Origin of the sequence: Flectobacillus rivi (assembly GCF_030056655.1) — a bacterium.
In the GTDB taxonomy this organism is placed as follows: Bacteria; Bacteroidota; Bacteroidia; order Cytophagales; family Spirosomataceae; genus Flectobacillus; species Flectobacillus rivi.
The window spans coordinates 89,990-111,878 of the sequence record NZ_JASHIE010000006.1; the positions used below are offsets into that span (position 1 = coordinate 89,990).

Annotated in this window: 20 protein-coding genes; 8 read left to right on the forward strand and 12 right to left on the reverse strand. The window is 36.6% G+C overall.

Annotated features, from left to right (window positions below):
- Positions 1–45: 45 nt before the first annotated feature.
- Together QM481_RS09915 and QM481_RS09920 are read left to right on the forward strand one after the other, a co-directional pair.
- The gene (locus tag QM481_RS09915; protein WP_283381637.1) at positions 46–957 is read left to right on the forward strand and encodes a hypothetical protein; all 912 of its coding nucleotides are present in this window, start codon (positions 46–48) and stop codon (positions 955–957) included.
- 172 nt (positions 958–1,129) lie between these two features.
- Positions 1,130–1,678 carry a hypothetical protein gene (locus tag QM481_RS09920; RefSeq protein WP_283381638.1) on the forward strand — a complete coding sequence of 183 codons (549 nt, stop codon included), beginning with the start codon at positions 1,130–1,132 and terminating at the stop codon, positions 1,676–1,678.
- Positions 1,679–1,779: 101 nt separating this feature from the next.
- Here QM481_RS09920 and QM481_RS09925 read toward each other — a convergent pair whose 3' ends face one another.
- Positions 1,780–2,925: a cysteine desulfurase family protein gene (locus QM481_RS09925; RefSeq protein ID WP_283381639.1), complete on the reverse strand. Its 1,146-nt coding sequence runs from the start codon at positions 2,923–2,925 to the stop codon at positions 1,780–1,782.
- Positions 2,926–3,197: 272 nt separating this feature from the next.
- A complete protein-coding gene (locus tag QM481_RS09930) occupies positions 3,198–3,704 on the reverse strand; it encodes a DUF937 domain-containing protein (protein ID WP_166578495.1) in 507 nt (168 codons plus the stop codon).
- 100 nt (positions 3,705–3,804) lie between these two features.
- Here QM481_RS09930 and QM481_RS09935 point away from each other — a divergent pair, with 100 nt between their 5' ends.
- The gene (locus QM481_RS09935) at positions 3,805–4,242 is read left to right on the forward strand and encodes a nuclease A inhibitor family protein (protein ID WP_283381640.1); all 438 of its coding nucleotides are present in this window, start codon (positions 3,805–3,807) and stop codon (positions 4,240–4,242) included.
- Positions 4,243–4,288: 46 nt separating this feature from the next.
- Here QM481_RS09935 and rplT read toward each other — a convergent pair whose 3' ends face one another.
- From rplT to QM481_RS09985, 10 genes are all read right to left on the reverse strand, one after another.
- The gene (gene rplT, locus QM481_RS09940; RefSeq protein WP_095167278.1) at positions 4,289–4,633 is read right to left on the reverse strand and encodes a 50S ribosomal protein L20; all 345 of its coding nucleotides are present in this window, start codon (positions 4,631–4,633) and stop codon (positions 4,289–4,291) included.
- 104 nt (positions 4,634–4,737) lie between these two features.
- Positions 4,738–4,932: a 50S ribosomal protein L35 gene (rpmI, locus tag QM481_RS09945; protein WP_166551099.1), complete on the reverse strand. Its 195-nt coding sequence runs from the start codon at positions 4,930–4,932 to the stop codon at positions 4,738–4,740.
- 424 nt (positions 4,933–5,356) lie between these two features.
- Positions 5,357–5,917 (reverse strand): translation initiation factor IF-3, encoded by a 561-nt coding sequence (gene infC / locus QM481_RS09950; RefSeq protein WP_095167282.1) that lies wholly within the window; start codon positions 5,915–5,917, stop codon positions 5,357–5,359.
- A gap of 312 nt (positions 5,918–6,229) precedes the next feature.
- On the reverse strand, positions 6,230–8,173 hold the full coding sequence (gene thrS / locus QM481_RS09955) for a threonine--tRNA ligase (RefSeq protein ID WP_166551098.1): 1,944 nt from the start codon (positions 8,171–8,173) through the stop codon (positions 6,230–6,232).
- Between the two features lie 138 nt (positions 8,174–8,311).
- Positions 8,312–9,535, reverse strand: a complete 1,224-nt coding sequence (locus tag QM481_RS09960; RefSeq protein WP_283381641.1) for a tetratricopeptide repeat protein — start codon at positions 9,533–9,535, stop codon at positions 8,312–8,314.
- Between the two features lie 278 nt (positions 9,536–9,813).
- On the reverse strand, positions 9,814–10,710 hold the full coding sequence (locus QM481_RS09965; RefSeq protein ID WP_166551096.1) for a class I SAM-dependent methyltransferase: 897 nt from the start codon (positions 10,708–10,710) through the stop codon (positions 9,814–9,816).
- A gap of 223 nt (positions 10,711–10,933) precedes the next feature.
- A complete protein-coding gene (locus QM481_RS09970) occupies positions 10,934–12,538 on the reverse strand; it encodes a hypothetical protein (RefSeq protein WP_166551095.1) in 1,605 nt (534 codons plus the stop codon).
- Between the two features lie 49 nt (positions 12,539–12,587).
- Complete coding sequence (locus QM481_RS09975) at positions 12,588–12,995, reverse strand: EVE domain-containing protein (RefSeq protein ID WP_166551094.1); 408 nt, start codon at positions 12,993–12,995, stop codon at positions 12,588–12,590.
- Positions 12,996–13,336: 341 nt separating this feature from the next.
- Positions 13,337–14,155 (reverse strand): 1,4-dihydroxy-2-naphthoyl-CoA synthase, encoded by an 819-nt coding sequence (menB, locus tag QM481_RS09980; RefSeq protein WP_095167294.1) that lies wholly within the window; start codon positions 14,153–14,155, stop codon positions 13,337–13,339.
- A 36-nt stretch (positions 14,156–14,191) separates the two neighbouring features.
- Positions 14,192–14,650 carry a DUF2452 domain-containing protein gene (locus tag QM481_RS09985; protein ID WP_283326475.1) on the reverse strand — a complete coding sequence of 153 codons (459 nt, stop codon included), beginning with the start codon at positions 14,648–14,650 and terminating at the stop codon, positions 14,192–14,194.
- Between the two features lie 562 nt (positions 14,651–15,212).
- Between QM481_RS09985 and QM481_RS09990 the strand changes: the two genes are divergently transcribed.
- From QM481_RS09990 to QM481_RS10010, 5 genes are all read left to right on the forward strand, one after another.
- Positions 15,213–15,701, forward strand: coding sequence for a QcrA and Rieske domain-containing protein (locus tag QM481_RS09990; protein WP_283381642.1), 489 nt, complete (start codon positions 15,213–15,215; stop codon positions 15,699–15,701).
- Positions 15,702–15,788: 87 nt separating this feature from the next.
- Positions 15,789–16,874, forward strand: coding sequence for an AMP-binding protein (locus tag QM481_RS09995; protein WP_283381643.1), 1,086 nt, complete (start codon positions 15,789–15,791; stop codon positions 16,872–16,874).
- A 135-nt stretch (positions 16,875–17,009) separates the two neighbouring features.
- Positions 17,010–17,777 (forward strand): hypothetical protein, encoded by a 768-nt coding sequence (locus QM481_RS10000; protein WP_283381644.1) that lies wholly within the window; start codon positions 17,010–17,012, stop codon positions 17,775–17,777.
- Between the two features lie 77 nt (positions 17,778–17,854).
- On the forward strand, positions 17,855–20,764 hold the full coding sequence (locus QM481_RS10005; protein ID WP_283381645.1) for a TolB family protein: 2,910 nt from the start codon (positions 17,855–17,857) through the stop codon (positions 20,762–20,764).
- 74 nt (positions 20,765–20,838) lie between these two features.
- Positions 20,839–21,867 carry a sensor histidine kinase gene (locus QM481_RS10010; protein WP_166551088.1) on the forward strand — a complete coding sequence of 343 codons (1,029 nt, stop codon included), beginning with the start codon at positions 20,839–20,841 and terminating at the stop codon, positions 21,865–21,867.
- The last annotated feature ends 22 nt before the right edge of the window (positions 21,868–21,889 follow it).

Genomic DNA, 21,889 nt, shown 5'->3' on the forward strand with positions numbered 1-21,889 from the left:
AAGGTAATGAAAATTAGTTGATGGTAAATAATGACATTATAAAGTATGGGAAAATACTTGCAAGATTTTATGTACGGTGTTCAACTTCCAGCGGGACAGAAAAAGCTTACGCCCAGTCAACAATTGGTGGCAAAATCGACAAGTTTTTTAGCGGATATTTTTAGTTTCTATCTTCCTCGAAGCTACGAGATAGGTCAAAATATTTGGAGAGTTATTGTTAAGTTAACTCTTGATGAAAAGACATACTTCAATACGATTGAAGAGGGATATGTTGTAGAGCTATACATCTATTTTGATTACAATTCCCTGATATTTTTTGATGAGTTTAATCGAAAGAAAATTTTGCTCGACCAGTTCTGTAGAGGGTTAGAATTCGTTTGTCAAAAATACTCTTGTGATTTTTCTGTTTTTGAAGCGATAAGGCACAAACTTGTATTGGATAATCTTGTTTATTATGGTTTCTATAAAGAAAAAAAAGCTAGTCCTAACAAGCGACACTTTGCTCAAATGAAAGGCTTCTACTCGGAAGACCCTAATAAGAGTACTACGAGTGTTACTTTATTTGACAATCAGCATAATGAAAAAGTAACATTTCTAATAGGAAACTATAATTTTCAGTGGTTTGATAAACTGAAGTGGTTGGATAATAAGACCGTTGGAGTTTTTCATATTAATAGAGTACAGTCATATAAAAGTAAAAAAGTGGCAGAAGACTATTTTTCCTTAGATATTGAAACTGGAGATGTGATATACCACCCAGTCACAAGAGAAAGTGTTTTTGATTATGCTCTTAAACTCTTGACTGAAGAAAACTTGATAGAAAAAGCATTCTATTATTTTGAACAAGCAAAAAAATTAGGACACGGGAAAGTAGAAAAAATTCTAAGAAACTTAGAAACAGACCCAGACTTAAGAGATAAAGCCAAGTTATTACAGACGCCAAAACGACAAAAATAAAATGGCTTTAAGCATATTTTAAAATCTTCAAAATATACCAATAACGCCCTTAGCACCAATTTATAGACGTTTTAAATCTTACAATGAGGTTTAAACTATTTTTAGTTCTTGCGATATTAATAGAATGAATGAAAATTTTATCAAATACAATTTCTACCGTCAACCAATATTTATGAAAATAGCTCTCATCTTCCTTTCGTTGTTTTGGTTATGCGCATGTAATACCAAAAGTCATGAAAATAAAAAAGTTATATCTCCTGCCAATGTTCACGATACTGTTTCGAATGTGGAAACTCCTATTGTCATGGAAAGTAAAGCCAAGGAAAATGAGGAATCAGTCTACTTTGTCATTATTGCAGATACCAGCCTAAATTACTTTACTCTTCATAAGAAGATGTTTGAACTGCATAGAAATTTGAATATTCCGATTGACACAATGGGACGGTATTTTAATAAGGACAAAGATCTAATCGCATTACCAGATAATTCTGAAGATGAAATGTATGCAGGAGAGTATTTACCAAGACGTTTTCCTTCAAGCGATTTAAGCTTAGAGTATTTGAAGTTTTATCAAAGCCAAGCAGATAATAAAATAATTGCTTTGGTTGCAGGCATATATGAATCAGAAAAAGAAGCTGATAGTGTATTGACAGTTTTACAAAAGGGCGAAAAAAAAGTCTTTAGAATAAAAGCTAAAATATATGAAGACTGCATACACTAGTAAAATTGGTAAGCTTTTAACTACAATAAGAAGCGAAGTCATTCGCTGGTGCTGGATTCCTATCCAGCACTCTCTTTTTCTAAGGATTCTATCCTAAATCTTTACCTCATTTTTTCAATAACTTCTACCACATGATTGACCGTAAAATCAATTTCCTCTTCTGTGGTATATTTCCCTAAACTAAATCGAATAGAACTATAGGCCAAATCGTCATTTATGCCCATTGCTTTAAGTACGTGCGAGGGTAGGACAGAGGCAGAGGTACAAGCAGAACCAGAAGATACTGCTATATTTTTAAGGTTTCCTAATAACATTTCGCCGTCTACGCCACCAAAAGCAATATTCGTTACGTGTGCTAGTCTAGGGGCATTTCCTCCGTTTACCGAGGTATTTTCTAGCATAGAAAGGATGGTTTGTTCCAATTTATTTCTTAAAAAAGACAACTTTTCTTGATTAGCGCTCATTTCTAATCTAGCCAAGTCACATGCTTTTCCTAGGCTAACTATGCCAGGTACATTAAGCGTTCCTGAGCGCATGCCACGTTCATGTTTACCGCCATCCATTTGGGCAATTACCTTAAGTCTGGGATTATTTCGGTTGACATACAAGGCTCCGATTCCTTTAGCCCCATAGAGTTTATGCGCCGATAAACTCAATAGGTCGATAGGAGTATTTCGTAAATTGATAGGGAGTTTGCCAACAGCCTGCGTGGCGTCGGTATGAAAGAATACATTTTTTTCACGACAAACTTTTGCTATTTCCTCAATTGGGAAAATAACACCTGTTTCATTGTTGGCATACATAGCTGAAACCAATAAGGTATTAGCTCCGATTACTTCGGTTATCTGCGCAGTGGTGATGAGTCCATCAGTATCAGGCAATAATACGGTAATTTTTGCCCCAAATTGCTCCAAATGCGTGCATACATCGAGAATAGCCTTGTGTTCGGTGGCTATGGTAATGATGTGATTTTTTTCTTTGCCAAATGCTTCAAAGACGCCTTTAATTGCCAAGTTATTTGACTCAGTAGCACCGCTGGTAAAGACAATATCTTTTTCGCCTGCACCAAGTAGCTTAGCAACTTGTACTCGTGCAACTGAAACAGCTTCTTCAGCTTGCCAACCATACAAATGACTTCTTGAAGCAGCATTACCAAAGTTTTGACTAAACCATGGTATCATTTCTGCTAAAACCCTTTCATCGACAGGCGTTGTGGCATTGTAATCCAAATAAATAGGTAATTTCACGATATAATTTGGTAGTGTACGAAGGATTTTCGAATATCTGATGTTGGGTTTCGGAAGAGTAATCTAATCTATTTTGAAATAATAAAGGTATTTTATTTTATTTCCGAAATCAGAAATCCCAAATCTACAATTGCTGGAAATCCTTCGTAGAGTCCTAAGATAAAGTCTTTGATGAATTTGCTTCAAAGATAAACATCTGGAGTACCGAAAATAAAAAAGGTGTAAGAAAATCTTACACCTTCAAATATATAAATGGGTTCGGTATGATTTAATTACTTGAATAAGCCACCCAACATGCCGCCAATACCACCAGCGTTTCCTCCTAGTAATTTGCCTGCAATGTTAGACACATCATTCATATCAAATTTACCATCGCTAAATGCGTTTGTGAAATCTGACATGTTCAATGAGTTGTCATTTGGATCATTAGTTTTCGAAATCACAGAACTAATTACACCCGGTAATACTTGACTAACGATTCCTGCTGCTGCACTATTTTCAAGTCCAAATTTTTGCATCAATCCTGTTACTGCTTGTTGAGTAATGTTTGCTACAATTGGATTAGACATAAGATTTCCACCACCTGTGTTTGCTTGTCCACCCAAAAGACCCATAACGCTAGCTAAACCACCGCCTTGAGCCTGCTGTTGCAGCCCGCCAGTAATGGCACCAAGGATAGTTTGCATTGCATCATTGTTTTTTTCGTTAGGAATAGCGGGGTTATTAACGATTGCGTCTTGAGAATGGTCTTGGATTAGACCCATGAGTTGCTCTAACATCTTTATGGGGGTTTAAATTTGGTTTGTGTTGAGTACAATAATAGAAAGACTTTTTATAAATTCAACTAAAATATGATTAAAATCTATAAAAATCAGTGTTATGACAGAAACAGCTATCAATTTGTCACAAGAAGCTCCAAATTTATCTTTAGGCGAAAAGATAACAGCCTTAGTAGCTGACCTTTATTACCCCAGTGAATCTGATGAAAAGATTGAATTCTTTGATGCACCATTCGCGATAGAAGGTACTCCAGATGTGGCATCTCTTAAAATGTTTTTAGGAATTCCTCCAGAAGTCACCACCTCTGAATGGGATTTAGAAACATTTTTTAAACCTTTATTGAAAAAAGAAGATTGGTTTGGAGAAGAAGAATTAGGGTGGCTAAAATCTGCTGAAGATTTACAAGCTCTATTAACGGCCAACTTAACGGATATAAAAATTTATAGAATTGGGAATATAGAGATTGAGGTGTATTTGTTAGGAAAACCTATAGAAGGAAATTGTGTGGGTATCAAAACGAAGGTGATTGAAACCTAGAAAAACAAAAAAGCCGAACTTCCTTAGAGGTTCGGCTTTTATTGTGCTATTTTACTTTAGCTACTACAGCTTTGAACGCCTCTGGGTGGTTCATTGCTAAGTCAGCTAATACTTTTCTGTTTAATTCGATACCAGATTTGCTCACTTTACCCATGAATGCTGAGTAAGAAAGACCTTCTTGACGTGCAGCAGCATTGATACGTTGAATCCACAATGAGCGGAAATCTCTTTTCTTAACCTTACGGTCACGGTAAGCATATTGAAGACCTTTCTCGATCTTGTTTTTTGCTACTGTCCAAACGTTTTTACCTCTTCCGTAAAAACCTTTGGCTAATTTAAGCACTTTTTTACGTCTTGCTCTCGACGCTACGTGATTGACGCTACGTGGCATAATCTTGCTTGTTTTTTGAAATTTGGCGTTTCGTTGAAGAAATCTTTAAGGCCAATTCTCTGGTTGAACAATAACTAAATGGAAATTAGATTTCCGAAAAAAAATTACAATACTAACATTGCTGTAACTCTGTTCATATCTGAAGAAGATACTAATGTATCATGAACCAAGTTACGCTTACGTTTAGTAGATTTTTTTGTTAAAATGTGGCTATGGAAAGCGTGCTTACGCTTAATTTTGCCTGATCCAGTCACTTTGAAGCGTTTTTTCGCTCCTGACTTAGTTTTGATTTTTGGCATTTCTGTTAAACGTTTAAATTGTGAAAAGTAATTGCCTTAACATTTCTGTCTTGGCTTGGTAAAATAGTCCGCAAAGATACAAAAAAGTTTGCAATTAATTGCGTTTGTAATTAATTTTTAAGAAATAAGTTAGTGGGCAAAATTAAAATAATTTTACCCGCATTAAGCCCTAGGCTTTATGCTGTAGGCTAAAAGTTAAATAGTATTTCTCATGAAGTAATAGAAACTTTTTTGCCTAATGCCTACGGCTTACAGCCTAAAGCGTATTAATGCAATTTTATTTTGCATTAATACTTAAAAAGCCATTAATGCTGCGAACAGTCATTAATGGCTTTTGATTATCAGGGGTTTACCTGAAATATACCTATAAACCTTTACAGATTTATTAGATTGTCAAAGTAAAACTGGAATTTGAAATTGAATACTATTTCTTCACAACTTTTGGAGAGAAGATAATAGACATTCTTTTTCCTTCCAATCTTGGCATTTCGTCTGGCTTGCCAACCTCTTCCAAACCTTTTGCAAAGTTAAGCAAAAGCATTTCTCCTCTTTCTTTAAATACGATAGCACGACCAACAAAGTGTACATAAGCTTTCACTTTTGCACCTTCTTTCAAGAAACTGATAGCGTGTTTTAACTTGAAATTAAAATCGTGTTCATCCGTGTTAGGACCGAAACGAATTTCCTTTACAACCGTTTTAGCGGCGTTGGCTTTAATTTCTTTTTGTTTTTTCTTCTGTTCGTATTTAAACTTTGCGTAATCAATAACACGACATACTGGTGGAACTGCTTTTGGCGAAATCTCTACCAAGTCTAATCCTTGTTGACTCGCAATTTCTAAGGCTTGTTTGAACTCAACGATGCCTTGTTCAACGTTTTCACCTACAAGACGAACCTGCTGAACGCCACGGATAGCATTATTAATTCTGTAAGGTTCCTCTTCTCTTTTTGTCCCTTTGTAATTATTATTCGGGCGTAACGCCATATTGTAAAATTTATTAGTTTTAAATTATATAAAATCAGATTGAGCTAGAAGTTCAAAAACTGTTTAAATTAATAACTATAATACTCCTAAAAATGTTCCAGCACAAGGGCTAATTACAGATTTTCGTGATTATTAGATAGTTATCAATTTATCTTTCCGAAATCTAAATCAAAAAAAAATGAAATGCAAATTTCCGCGTCTGTGAAACCACAAATTTATTTTTCGTTGCTATTGCATCCTTAATCTGCAGCATTCGATGAGCAATGGGAGTGTGAACTCGTTATTCACCAAATGCTACAAATCGTTGGTTGCTTAGCTGATGCGTGCCAAATTCTTGTTGATTTCTTCTTGAGCCAATTGAATAAACTCTTCAATGGTCATCATTCCTAAATCACCTTCTCCTTTTTTACGCACTGAAACTTTACCTTCAGCAGATTCTTTTTCTCCCACAATTAGCATGAATGGAATTTTGGAAACTTCCGCATCACGGATTTTTCTACCAATTTTCTCATCTCTGTGATCGATATATCCACGCAAATCTTGTTCTTGTAATCTCAAGAATAAATCGTTTGCATAATCTTCGTATTTCTCAGAAATTGGCAATACGGCCAATTGGTCTGGCGACAACCACAATGGGAAGTTACCCGCGGTGTTTTCAATCAAAATAGCCACAAAACGCTCTAATGAACCAAATGGTGCACGGTGAATCATCACTGGGCGGTGTTTTTGGTTGTCAGAACCAGTGTATTCTAACTCAAAACGTTGTGGTAATTGATAATCCACTTGGATTGTACCCAACTGCCATTTACGACCAAGAGCGTCTTTTACCATAAAGTCTAGCTTCGGACCATAGAACGCTGCTTCGCCTAATTCTACTACTGTTGGCAAACCTTTGATTTCTGCCGAACGAATAATAGCGGCTTCTGCTCTTTCCCAGTCTTCATCTCTACCGATGTATTTTTCCTTGTTTTCAGGGTCACGAAGTGATACTTGTGCTGAATAGTTTTCGAAACCTAGAGCTTTGAAAACATACAATACCAAGTCAATTACTTTCATGAACTCTTCTTCTACTTGGTCTGGACGACAGAAGATGTGCGCATCATCCTGAGTAAATCCTCTTACACGAGTTAAGCCGTGTAATTCGCCTGATTGTTCGTAACGATATACTGTTCCAAATTCAGCCAAACGCAATGGAAGGTCACGATAACTACGAGGTTTTACTTTATAAATCTCGCAGTGGTGAGGGCAGTTCATTGGTTTTAAGAAGAACTCTTCGTTTTCATCAGGTGTATGAATTGGTTGGAATGAATCCTGACCATATTTGGCATAGTGACCCGATGTTACATATAGTTCTTTAGAAGCGATATGTGGCGTAACAACAGGAGAGTAGCCTGCACGAACCTGTGCTTTGCGAAGGAATCCTTCCAAACGCTCACGCAACATTGTTCCTTTTGGCAACCAAAGTGGTAAGCCCATACCTACTTTTTCAGAGAAAGCAAATAACTCTAATTCTTTACCCAACTTGCGGTGGTCGCGACGTTTGGCTTCTTCCAACAAGTGTAGATATTCCTCTAATTCCTTTTGTTTCGGGAATGTAACGGCATATACACGAGTCATCTGTTTGCGGCTCACATCACCACGCCAGTAAGCACCTGCCACACTCATTAATTTAATGGCTTTGATAAAACCAGTGTTTGGAATGTGTGGTCCACGACATAAGTCCGTAAAGTTTCCTTGAGAATAGAACGTAATTGAGCCGTCTTCTAAGCCATCAATTAGCTCTAATTTATATTCGTCGCCTTTTTCAGTGAAGTATTCAATCGCCTCAGCCTTTGAGATAGGAGTACGTTGATATTCATTTTTTTGACGAGCCAATTCTACCATTTTATCTTCAATTTTCTTGAAGTCTTCCGAGCTTAGGGTTTTATCACCCATGTCGATGTCGTAGTAGAATCCAGTTTCAATAGCAGGACCAATACCGAATTTCGTACCGGGGTATAAAGCTTCAATAGCTTCGGCCATCAAGTGAGCTGAAGAGTGCCAGAAAGTTTGTTTTCCATCTGTATCATTCCACGTAAGCAATTGGAAATCTGAATCTTGATTGATAGGTAATGAGGCGTCAACTACCTTTCCATTTACTTTCGCTGCCAATACATTTCTGGCAAGACCTTCTGAAATACTGAGGGCAATGTCCATCCCAGTGACTCCCTGGGCATACTCTCTAACACTACCATCGGGTAAAGTGATTTTAATCATTTGATTGTTTTAGTTTCGGCCTGTATTCTATCTTTCCTAGTCAGAAAATTATACAAACAATTTCTTCGAAAGGGATAGCCATTACAGGCGTTGGTTTTTGTATTTATGAATTAAAATGTAAAGACTATTCAAAGATAATTAATTCTTTCGAGAAGAATCAGGTTTTAAGTTTAATCTTGATTTTGGTTGTAATGGTCTAAATGTAGTATCTACATTCTTTCTTGGAATATCATATTGACTCAAACTACTGGTATCGGTAGACGTACCATAATTATCTGGAATAAAGGCTCCATAGTCTTGCTTACGTTTGGTGCGGTAAAGTCCTCCCGAAGCACGGTAATCTGTTGGATTTTCGGCGATAATTTGTTCGTAAGTGAGGATAGCCGAAGCAAAATCACCTGTAAACTCCTGACAAATGGCTAAGTAAAGCTTGGCATCGGGATATTTGGGGTTAATTTTTACCGTATGGGCAAATTGAGGCAAAGCAAAACGATAGTTTTTGATTCTGAAATACAACATTCCTGCACTAAAACTAGCCTGCGTCAAGGACGAATCTAACTTGACAGCTTTGGTATAACTAGCCAAAGCGCTATCAGTTTGATAAGCTCGCTGATAGGTAACCCCTTTTTTATAGTACAATTCAGCATTTTTAGGATGCTGTTTAATCCCTTCATCGCTGTAAAATAAGGCTAAATCATATTGACGTAAGGCTGTATAAACCTCCGCGAACTTGAGATAAAGCGGCAAAAATGTAGGCTTGAGATTGAGTGTTTGATGAAAATACTGTAAAGCCGTAGTGGTGTCGCCTTGTCTGGCTGCAATTTCTCCCTTGAAGAAGTACGTTTCACCATGATTTGGAGAAATCTGTAAAGACTTATTCAAGTATAGTTTTGCTTTGGCGAATTGTCCAATTTGCTGATACAAATCGCCCAAAAGAGTAAATAGTTCAGGCGACTCTACATTGAGTACCTCCGCCTTAGAAGCGGCTTCAAGTGCTTGCTGAGGCTCTTTGAGTTCTCTCAAGATTAGCGCTTTTGTTTGATAATAATGACCATTGTTGGCTTTCATGCCAATGGCGGTATTAATATCGTCTAAGGCCTCTTTGGGTCTTTCGTCTTCAAGATACAATTTGGCTCTTTTGTAATAAATTTCAGAAGAACTAGACGACGAATTAATCAAATCTGTTAAGAATTCAATTGCGGCAGCTCTGCGTGCTTTTTCAGTAACTTCAGGAACAGCAGGAATAGAAAGCCCTTTTTTTGATTCACTATTACAGCTTGCCAAAAAAAGTACCACTCCCAATAAGAATATATAGTAGAAAAACAGTCTTTTCATCATTCTCAAAATTACAGCCTTTACCATGTAAATTATTGCTGCATTAAAAAACATTTAAAAGTTCCCAAAACAAAAGAAAAATTATTGTTTGAAAATATAAATAACAATATATTTGCTATTAGTAAAACCTTAACTAATCACTGATTTTGTTGTTATGAAAAAATTTTATCTTTTAGCGCTTTTCTTGTTGCTACTCAAAGCATTAGAAGTATTTATTTAGTTTTTAAGCAGTAAAATAGTTACTAACGAAAGATACTAAAGTAAGATATGACTTTCTTTAATAAATCCTCCAGTTTGTACTATTTTTAGATGCTCGCAAAACGATAATACACACCAAGAGGAAGTTTCTTTTTGAAAGAATCTTCTAAGTAAAGCTCCCCGAATTCATGATTTTTGGAATGCTCAAAGCTACACTTTACTAGATTTTCGACAATAAGAGAAGAAAACCCCATTGAGTACATATTCAAGATGAGAAAGTAATTTTCTTTATCTAAAATTTGTGCAACAGTTTTGAGCATTTCATTAATCTGTTCTTCCAATACCCATTTTTCTCCATCAGGACCACGACCATAGGCAGGAGGGTCAAGGATAATTCCTTGATATACATTGCCACGTTTTGCTTCACGACGTACAAATTTCATAGCATCTTCGACTACCCAACGAATATTGTCAAGCTGACTAGCTTCCATATTGTCGCGCGACCAGCTAATTACTTGTTTGATAGAATCCACGTGGGTTACATCGGCTCCTGCTTGCTTGGCTGCAATAGACGCACCACCTGTATAGGCAAAGAGATTTAATACTTTTGGATTTTTAACGGGCATTTTCTTTACCTTCTCCATGATAAAATCCCAGTTCATAGCTTGTTCTGGAAAAATACCAACGTGTTTGAAAGAAGATAATGCCAGCTTAAAATTAAGATTCAAGGTGGGTGTTTGATAAGGCATATACCAGCGCTCTACCATGCCTTTCTTTAGCATCCATTCGCCCTTTTCTTGAGATCCTTTGTCTTTTTTGAAATATGCATTCGCTCGATTTTGCCACTCTAGTTCAGAAAGTGACTTATCCCAAGCCGCTTGCGGTTCGGGACGACGTAAGATATAGTCTCCAAATTTCTCTAATTTCTCAAAACCACCCGAATCTAAAAGTTGATAGGCTTTCCAGTTTTTGGGCGTTGCTGTTTGTATTACGGTTGTGCTCAATGGTTCTGTTGATTAAACTTCTGCAAATAAAAAGCGGTATCCTTTTCGGATACCGCTACAAATTTACAAAAAAGAGTTGTTAGAATGCGTGCAAATTGAACGATAAGCTCTTCGCTGTTTTAGATTATTTTTACTTTTTTCTTTAAACTGCTGAAAAACAATAGATTGTTTGATGAGCTAAAGTTCTTTTCTGCTAAATTATAAGTTTGTCTGGCTTTGGATTTTAGAATGAAACTTTATTCAAATAGAATACATTTCTTCTTAAGTTTTCAGAATCATTATTAATTCGTTGAATACCAGACGCCAAAAAGTAGTTATCAAACCAATAATCGATATGGTCAGACGTCGTTCTTTTTACTACATCGCCTTCTACCTGAGTATCCACCTGTTTAGGTGTTAATTCGTCAAGTGTTAAATCTTTGGCAATAGTTTTGGTGAAAATTTGCCCTTTGCTACTGTAAGTTAAAGTAATTTGATCGCCTTTGATAGAGGCTTGAACTTTCTCTACTAATTTAGGCTCTTTCACATCTTTCAGTGGAATACTATTGTCCCACAACAAATTTCCTTTTTCGTCAAAAGCGGCTACGATGGCATGGGTATAGATCCAACCATCAAATGTTTGTGAGTTGCTGTAATATCTATTGCCATATCCCCACGGACTGTAGTAGCTACTAAATGGCGAATACAAACCGTAGTAACCATATCCCCAACGATATGGATTATAGAAGGAATTCCAAGGGCTACCATACAAGCCAGATCCCCATGAACTAAACGGACTATATGGGTTATTGAAGTTGTTGTAACGATAATCCGCATAAAATGCCTCTGCTACAAGAATGTATTTATCACCTTGTTTAACAATATCATGAACCAAGAAACGGTAATCTAAACGAAGGTCTTCTCCTTTATCTCTTTTGTCTTGAATTTTCCTTTCTTGTTTCAAACGCTGTTTTTCACTGAGATAATTAAAGAAGTTTTTGAAGTCTGTAAAGCTATAAAACTTCAGTTCAGTTAGCTCATTGTCAAGCATTTTGCTGAAATAAATTCCTTGTGAGGTAGGACCACGCTGTGTACCTATGGAGTTTTTGTGACCATAGGTTCCAAACATGATTTGTGTGCTATCCGAAACCATATTGAGACGCCCATTCATCATGGCAAAATCTTCTTGGGTATCCATCACAATTTGATTGATTGGCGTACCTTCTTCGTCAAATGATTTTACGACCAATTGGTAATTCTTTCCTTTGTTGCCAACAGCGTATGTTACATTCACGAAATGGTTTACCGTATCAAGCTCCATTGATTGTAATTCTGCTTGATTTTTCAAGGCAGAAGGCAATACTTTGGTCTTGCGAGCGGCCAAATCTGTGTATAAGATAATGGGTTGACTATTGACAAGTCCTCCGATAAATACCGATGAGTTGAGTGCTTGAAAATCAGATACTTCAAGTCTGTCGACTGACATAATTTGGAATTTTTCGACAAACCCTGGACCAAGATTTACTTTGATTACCTCAAACACATTGCTACGGTAACGGCTAAAAAGTAAATACACATTTTTGCCATCGTAAGAGTGCTTTACATAATCAAGGTTGCCATCAATTGTGCCAGTTATATTCCAAACAGTTTCAAGGTTGGTATCAAGTTTAATGAGGTTAAACTGATTTTTGTTGATTTGGGACAAAAGAAGCACACCTTGCTTTTGCAAAGGAATCGTAAAGTATTCCGACGAGGCCGAAGGCAGCGGAATTTCTACGCGCTTTACACTTTGGGCATACATTGTAGTGGTACAAAGTAGCCAACTTAAAATCAACAATATCTTTTTCATATATGTTGTGATTGGGTTATAGATTAACAAAAGCTTGTAGACCAGCTATTTATTCATGAGCCAATCCCACGATGATGTCAAATTCTTCTGATTTTACAGGAGTTACAGACAAGCGAGATTGTTTGATTAATGCTAAATCTTGTAGTCTTTCATCATTCTTCATTTGTTTAAGTGTAACTGTTTTTGGTAATTTTTCAACAGGTGATAAATCTACAACAACCCAACGCTCATCGTCTGTGGTAGGGTCGGGATAATGTTCTTTAACCACCTTCGCAATACCTACAACTTCAAGTCCTTCGTTGGAGTGATAAAAAAACACTAAATCTCCAAGCTTCATACTTTTCATATTATTACGAGCTTGATAATTTCTAACGCCGTCCCACATACCGACTCCTTGCGCTACAAAATCATCCCACGAATATTTGAAAGGCTCAGACTTTACTAACCAATAGTTCATTTTGATAAGAATTAAGTATTGTACAAATTTTATGTAAGAAAATAACCGATGTATCTTCTTCGTTTGTTATTTCCCCAAAACTAAAAGAAATCTTGATATACTTAACGCTTTGGTCTTGAATCTTGTTATTAAAATTTGGAAGTATTTGCTTCCACTATAGACACAATTTGTAGATAAAAGGTTGATTTGCGGTGATAAGTTTTTTTCGAATAAAATCTAAAATGTTGTATATGAGTCAATAATCAAAAATGCCCAACCATAAAAATATGATTGGGCGTCGTTTGAGAATACAGATTATCGAAAATAGGAATGTCTCCTCTCTAAATCTCAGTATTCGATTCTTATGGGAATTTAGGGAATTTACTGAAGTCAGGTTTTCTTTTTTCCAAGAAAGCATTTTTACCCTCTTTTGCTTCGTCAGATAAGTAATACAACAAAGTTGCGTTACCAGCCAATTCTTGAATACCTGCTTGTCCGTCCAATTCGGCATTGAATGCAGATTTCAACATACGAAGTGCCAAAGGACTTTTCTCTAACATTTTCAAACACCACTCAACAGTTGTTTCTTCTAGTTTTTCTAAAGGAACTACTTTGTTGACCAATCCCATATCCAAAGCCTCTTGAGCATTATATTGGTCACACAAGAACCAAATCTCACGAGCTTTTTTCTGACCTACTACTCTAGCCAAGTAAGATGCACCAAAGCCACCGTCGAAAGAACCTACGTTTGGACCAGTTTGTCCAAAACGAGCGTTTTCAGCAGCGATAGACAAGTCACAAACTACATGCAAAACGTGACCTCCGCCAATTGCCCAACCTGCAACCATAGCTACTACTGGTTTAGGAATTGAACGAATTTGTTTTTGCAAATCCAATACGTTCAAACGAGGCACAGCATCTGTACCGATGTATCCTCCGTGTCCACGAACAGACTGGTCGCCACCACTACAAAAAGCACGACCACCTTCACCTGTCAAAATAATAACACCAATACGCTCGTCGTCACGACAGATATTCATGGCGTCAATCATTTCTTTTACGGTCAATGGCGTAAAAGCGTTGTGTACATGAGGGCGATTGATTGAGATTTTTGCAATCCCAGCCTCATGAAATTGAAACAGGATTTCTTGATATTCCTTGATGGTTTCCCACTGAATCATAATTGTATAATTAAATAATGAATAAGCATTAATGCCTTATTGTTCTTTGTCTAATTCTTCATTGTAAGTTACATCCCAAGTATGGTCGGCCAAAAGTAATACTTTTGCGACATATCTAACATACTTGAACGAACGCCCCCACTCATGCGGTGCTACCAGCGACAACAAATCTGTACCATCTTCTTTCTCGTACATATAGTAGGTTTCGTTGATGATAGGGTCAAACCCAACAGTAGCAGTATATATTCTTTCTGAAATCTCACGACGCTGAGCCAGTGCTTTTGCCTGCCTTGCCAAAGTCTCCATTTGTTCATACAACTGGTTCATTTGACGGTCAGTTTGCTGGCGCATCGCTGTAACAGAACGACCCTTGGTTTTGCCCATATCCTCTGGTCTGATTACTGCCCCACCTGCGGTGTGTGCGTATGGTAATAAACCTGGGTTTTCGGCTACTTTATCTTTATTAATGGGATTGATAAATTTATCGTCGGACATAATCTTAGTGAAAATTGTGTACTGTTTATGAATACCACAAATTTACTAGAACAAGATTTTTTATTTACTAGACTAGCAAATTTTAGATAATATATCTATTTGTGATTAAGCAAATAGATAAGTTTTTCAAATCCCTGTGAAATCTTTTACAAAAATAGGGATATTATCTATTGGGCAGACCAAATTTTGGAGATTTTCCAAGAATTCAATCAAGGTTGTAACCTTGGAGACTTATAAATTGTTTTTGAAGTTATAGATTAGTGCCAAAAAATGGATTAAACAGAATTTTACTAAAGAGTTGATTTTGAGTATAAAATCGTAATAAATAATTTATACCTTTTAGTTTGCTTTTATCTGTAAATACATTTAATTTACTTACATATATCCGTTTATTCTCTTTTATACTTGACCGTTTTCTCTAGCGTTGCAATTTATAATTTCTTCATTTAAAACGTATTGTGCTATTTTCTAACGAAAGTGGTACTAAATCAACTTGTGCAAGAGGATGTAAATTCTCGACTCTCGTAATATTGTCTTATTTAAACAACTTCTTCAATCTATCATGGAACGTAAAGAATTCATGTCTCTCGTGGGCATCAGTGTTGGTGCTGTAATTTTACAAAATTGTTTGTCAGGATGTAGTAGTAAGTCAGATCCTACGCCATCAGGTGGTACTACAGGCGGTACTACAACCAATCCAACTAGTACAGGGTTTACTGGCAATGCTGCCAGTTCGAAAGGAACGATTGATTTTACCATTGATATCTCCACTTCAGATTATGCGACTTTAAAAACTAATGGCTCAGCTTTGGTGGTTGGTGATGTAATAGTTGCTCGTACTAAAGCTGGAAATTTTATTGCATTGGCCAAAGCTTGTACCCATGAAGGTACTACGATTAATTTTGTAGCAGATGACAACAAATTTAGATGCCCGAATCATGGTTCCGAATTTTCGACTACTGGTGCTGTTCTTTCTGCTCCTGCAAGCAGTCCGTTGAAGCAATACACCGCTACATTCGACTCAGTATCGAATAAAGTTGCAATCAAATAGAATCCATCTTAGAAGGTTGGGTTCTAATATTCACCATAAAAAATCGACTGTGGTAGACAATGCTACAGTCGATTTGTATTTTTGTGCATGCTATATATAGATTCTTACGAAAATTTACCCAATTCCGACGATGCCTACGAGCAACGAGCATTGGAATTTTGTAAAAAATGGTTGTCTGGCGCTGAGACTTTTGTCCTCCACACGTCAGGCTCAACTGGTACGCCCAAGCCGATTGAATTGACCCGTGCTCAGATGAAGGCAAGCGCCGAATTGACAGGAAAAACATTTGATTTAAACAAGGGTGATACTGCTTTGGTTTGTGTGAATATCGAGTATATTGCAGGGGTGATGATGCTAGTAAGAGGGATGACGCTAGGCTTGAAATTGGTAATTGTACCACCTGTTTCAAATCCTTTTGCGAAATACCCAATGATATCTCAATATGATTTTGATTTTGTGGCACTTGTCCCTTTACAAATTCAACAGGTTATTGAAAATGGGGGTACAGGCTTACAAAAAATCAACCAAATGAAAGCCATTATTGTAGGCGGTGCTGCGGTGAATATTGCTTTACAATCACAGATTCAGCAACTTTCCGTGCCAGTGTTCAGTACCTATGGCATGACAGAGACGGTTTCGCATATTGCTATTAAAAAGTTGAATGGAGAACATCTTTCTGATGAGTTTGAGATACTCGATGGAGTCGAAATTAAGTTGGACGAACGCTCTTGTCTGGCTATAAAAGCGCCTGCCTCTAATAACGAATGGATATTTACCAATGATGTGGTAGAATTAACCGAGGATAAGAAATTCAAAATTTTAGGTCGATACGACAACATTATTAATAGTGGAGGAGTCAAGATACAATTGGAGGAGGTTGAGAAAGTTGTTTTAGAAATCTGCAAAAAGTATTTTGAGGAATTGTCGAACAAACGATTTTTTGCTTGGGGGATTCCCGACGATAAATTAGGTCAAAAACTCGTGTTGATTTGGGAAACTAACGAAATCGTAGCAACAGAGGAAAAGAGTATTTTAGAAAAATGTGCAGAAAAATTACCTAAGTTTAAAATCCCTAAAGGCATTTTTTTAGTAAATACATTTGTTGAAACTCCTTCAGGTAAAATTGATAAAAGAGCCATTGCTCAAAGTCTGCTTTTGGATACCAACTTATAAATTTTGAGCCAATTCATTGCCTTCAAAATTAGCCTTTGTACCTTTGTTACTTTGCCGATTGTTACCAAACAAAGCTTTGAGCATGGGCAATAATTTTAGTGTGACAAAACACAATTTTACAAAAAACAGTATTCAATGGAAATTAATCAATTATCATCATTAGTAATAAAATTTGAGACAGCCGATATGGTCGGTGCTCCATTTTCACATCAGATTTTGCTAAAAATGCAATTTGCTGGGCAGGGCATCGGGGTAGATTTCCAAATTGCCTATATTGACAGAGAAGATTTGAGTGAAGAAGAAATTTTGGAAGAAGGATTTTCTCTCAATGATGATTACAGCTGGAAAGGTCAGATTGACAATGCATGGCTTGAACCCATTAAAGAGATATTGAAAAAAACGCCAAATAAATTTAATCATAAAGCGTTGGAGGAGGAAATGAACTTCTTCGAAATTGAAGTAAATCAACAATCTGCGGGTAATCCTATTAACCAAACAGATTGGGAATATTTCCTTCAAGAATTGATTCAGGCTATTTATGAAACTTCCCAAAAAGAAGCGCCTTTTCATTTGGAATACCGCAGAATCGATAAAGATAAAAATGTGAAAAACTTTGAGTTAAACCTTTACTATGCCAAGCGTCAAGCTGAGGGTATCAATAGTATTGGAAAAACTGACTCAAAACCAATTACTTGGGCACAAGCTAATGCTATTATTCAACAGGTTTTTATCGGTGAGTTTATCCCTGATGCAGCTTTGAAAAATGAACCTAAGCATACAGGAAAATATATCTCTGTAGGCGACGGTTATTGGTATGAATTTACCAAAAGCTTAAAACGACCAAATGGCAATAAGGGCTATTTGACTGAACTTGAAAAAACGTTTGACCCTTGGGTTGACTAAAACACCTTATAGCGCTTGTTGAGGTCGACTCAACAAGCGCTACTAATACATCCATTCTCGCAAACCAAATAATCTCTATGAAAAAAAGTCTTTTGTTGGTGTTTGGTCTATTGAGTCCATTTTTGGATTTGGCTCAGGTTTCTACAAATAGTTTACAACAAAATCCTCCATCAGTTCGCTGGTCAAAAATCAATACCCCACACTTCAGACTTATTTTTCCTACCACCAATACAGAAGAAGGGCAACGTTTGGCCAATGTTTTGGAAACGGTTTACGAACCAGTATCTTCCTCGCTCGGAAAAAATCCTCGTAAAATTTCAGTGTTATTGCAAAATCAGACGACCGTTTCTAATGGTTTTGTGACGCTATTACCGCGCAGAAGTGAATTTTTTGTGACACCACCCCAAGACCCTAATTTGCTGGGAACTAACAACTGGCTTGATTTACTAGCCGTACACGAGTTTCGTCATGTGGTACAAAATGACAAAGCTTTGACGGGTATTTCAAAATTGGCCTATTATTTATTTGGAAACAATGGCTTAGGTGTAGTAAGCAGTTTGACAGCCCCTAATTGGTTTAAAGAAGGAGATGCCGTAGGAGTAGAAACTGCCATGACACCATCAGGTAGAGGACGAATTCCTAGTTTTGATATGGCTTTGCGTGCGCAGTTGACTTCTGGTAAGATATATCCTTATGCCAAAGCTGTTACAGAATCCTATAAAGACTATATTCCTAACTATTACGTAAGTGGCTATTTTTTAACGACTTACTTGAAGAAGAAATATGGAAATGATGCTTGGGATAAAGTATTGACAGGAACTTATCAATTTCCATTTTATCCTTTTTCTTTTTCGAATAATATCAAAAAGGTGACTGGACTTAGGGTTGAAGATTTGTACAAAAATGCATTTTTAGATATTCAAAAAGAATGGATTGAAGAACAAAGTAAGATTACGGAGAATCCTGCTACTCAGATTTCGAGTAAGGATAAATACTTTTCCAATTATCTATATCCTCAATATTTGCCTGATGGTAGAATTTTGGTTGTCAAAACTGGTTTAGATATTATTTCGCAATTAGTCGCAGTTGATAAAAATGGTGAAGAAGAAAAAATAGCAGAATTAGGGATTTGGAACGATGCAGGAATGCTTTCTTTACAAGGGACGAAAGTAGTTTGGGCAGAGATTGCTTATGATGCACGTTGGGCACGTAAGGATTATTCTGTGATAAAAACGTATGATTTCAATGAGGGTAAAATCAGAACACTCACTCATAAAACTAAATATGCAGCGCCTAGCCTAAATACCGATGCTACAAAGATTGTCTGTGTAGAAAGTACACCTGAACAAAAATATAGTTTGGTAGTTTTGGATGCTCAGTCTGGACAAGTTTTACAAAAAATATCAAATCCAACCAATGCTTTTTTACTTCATCCAAGATGGACAAAACAGAATGAAATTGTTTTTGTAAAACTAAAAGATGGAAAGAAAACTATTACAAAAACAGATTTGTCAGGAAAAGAGACTGCCTTATTTGCGAGTAGTCAAGAAAATTTAGCACATCCTGTCTTGATTGGAGATAGCCTGTTTTTTAATTCAGGGGTGACTGGGATAGATAATGTGTATTTGTTTCGTTTGGATAAACAAACTCGTTATCAGGTCACTAATCGTAAACTAGGAGGATTTAATCCTGCCATTTCACAAGATGGGAAAGAGTTAATTTTTAATGATTTCACTAAAAATGGCCATAGATTAGCTTATATGCCTTTGCATGATTCAGATCTGAAAGAAGTTAATCCCGTTTCGACAACACGATATTTTGGAGAAATGGTGCTGAAAGAGGCTCATCAAAATTTGTTGAAACAAGTCCCTAATCAAACTTTTGAGGTCAGCAAGTATAGTAAATTCAACATCTTCAATATCTATTCGTGGGGTGCTATGACCACCTCTTCTGGTAATACGCTTTACGCAGGATTATCATCTCAGGATTTGTTGGGAACTACCGCTATTTCTGGTGGTTATTCCTACAATATGAATGAGCAAACCAGTGGAACGTACGCGAATTTGAGTTTTCAAACATTTTACCCAATGCTTGATGTTTCGTTGCGTAATACCCAACGAAAGACTTCCATTTATTTGGACAATGCACAACCTTTGGATAGCCTAGCCTCTGACCAATGGAATCAGCAAGAATTGTTGGTAGGTTTGAGAGTGCCATTAAATTTCACGAAATCAAAATATATTCAATCATTATCTTTCTCAGCCAACTGGGCAATGATGCAAGTAAATGGTTATGATTTAGGTAAAAGATATGTGACGGAGTCGTACAATGGACTCAATCAGTCTATGATTTATACATTCTCGTATGTTAGGCAATTAAAGCAGTCGGGGAGAGATATAGCACCCAAATGGGCACAGAGTGTAAATTTTTACTACAGAAATGCTTTTGCTAGTGTGATCGATGGAGGCTTGGCAGCAGTGCAGGCAAGTCTTTATACACCAGGGTTAGCTCCTCATCATAGTTTGAGATTACGTGGAGGGTTCCAACAGCAGTTTGGTTTTAAAAATCAGGATGGTTCGCCAAATGATAAATTATATGTGTATGGAAGCCCTATTGCCTACACCAGAGGCTATTCGTATCGTAATTATGAGTACCTCAATACCCTTAGTGTTGACTATAAAATGCCACTGGCAACACCTGATTGGAATATCGGAAGATGGGTATATTTGAAGCGTATTAAGACTAATTTCTTTGCAGATTTATCACATGGAGAAACTAATTATGACTTTACCGTTCGTCAAGGAACAAAAGTTTTAAATTATAAAGGTAGTGATATAGGTAACTTTAAATCTTTTGGTCTGGATATTTCTGGAGATTTTCATTGGATGAGATTTTCTCAATCTTTTGAGGCCGGTATAAGATTCGTATATTTGCAAAACCTGAACCAATTTTTGATACAGCCTGTAGTTTTAGATATAGGATTCTAATAAAAAAGTCTTCCTTAACCAAATAGCCAAACAGGGGTGTACCGCAAATTATTTACATCCTTAAAAAAGAAAAAATGAAGTTACTAGACTCACGAGTTTACTGGATAGGACAGTTTAGCTGGTGGATATTTACCACTTTTGTACTCAGACAACCTAACTCAAAGTATTTTGAGCAGGGCTACAATTTGCCTATTTATTTAGTAATTAGTTTTTTTATTGGATTAGTTCTTACACATATTTATAAAGAGATATTCAATAAAAAGCTTGCTAATAAAAGAAATGTAATACCCTATGCCCTTTTAGGAATCGTGGTAGTAGGAGGTGCATTTTATTTACAAGACTTTGCTTTTGGTTTTCAGCGATATAGAAAACCAAGTATGGGTTTGCCGCTCGAATTGGGCGATTATCTTCAGTTTTACGTAGAGTCTATCCGTTATGTTATTATTTGGTTTTTGTTTTTCCATTTAATCATCATGGAAAGGGTTTCACATCAAAAGGAAATTCAGCTAAGTAAGGCTGAAACGCTTCTTAAAATTGCGGAATTAGAAAACCTTAAAAACCAGCTTAACCCGCATTTTCTTTTTAATGCAATCAATAGCATCAAGGCGCTCACCTTGACAGACCCAGCTTTGGCACGCCATGCACTAACAGAATTATCAGATTTGTTGCGTACCTCATTATCTATGGGTAATCATCAACTGGTAAGTTTTGAGGAGGAGTTGAAATTAGTAAAAGACTATCTTTTTCTAGAAAAATTAAGATATGAAGAAAGGTTACGATATCAGTTTATGATAGAAAGAGCCACTATGGGCTGTAAAGTACCACCCATGTCGTTGCAATTATTAGTCGAAAATGCCATCAAACATGGTGTTGGGAAAACGAAAAATGGGGGAGATATTATGATTCAAGCCCGAATGTCGGAGAAAGTTTTGATGATTAGGGTTACCAATGCTGGAACGCTAAGTTTAGAGAACAAACGAATAGGTGTAGGAATGAAAAACCTTCAACGTCGACTTTCTATCAATTTTCAAGAAAAAGCAGAATTACAATTATTACAAGAAGAAGATAAAGTGGTTTCGCAGGTTTTGATTCATTATTCGTAAAGAGATGTTATCTCGCATTTAG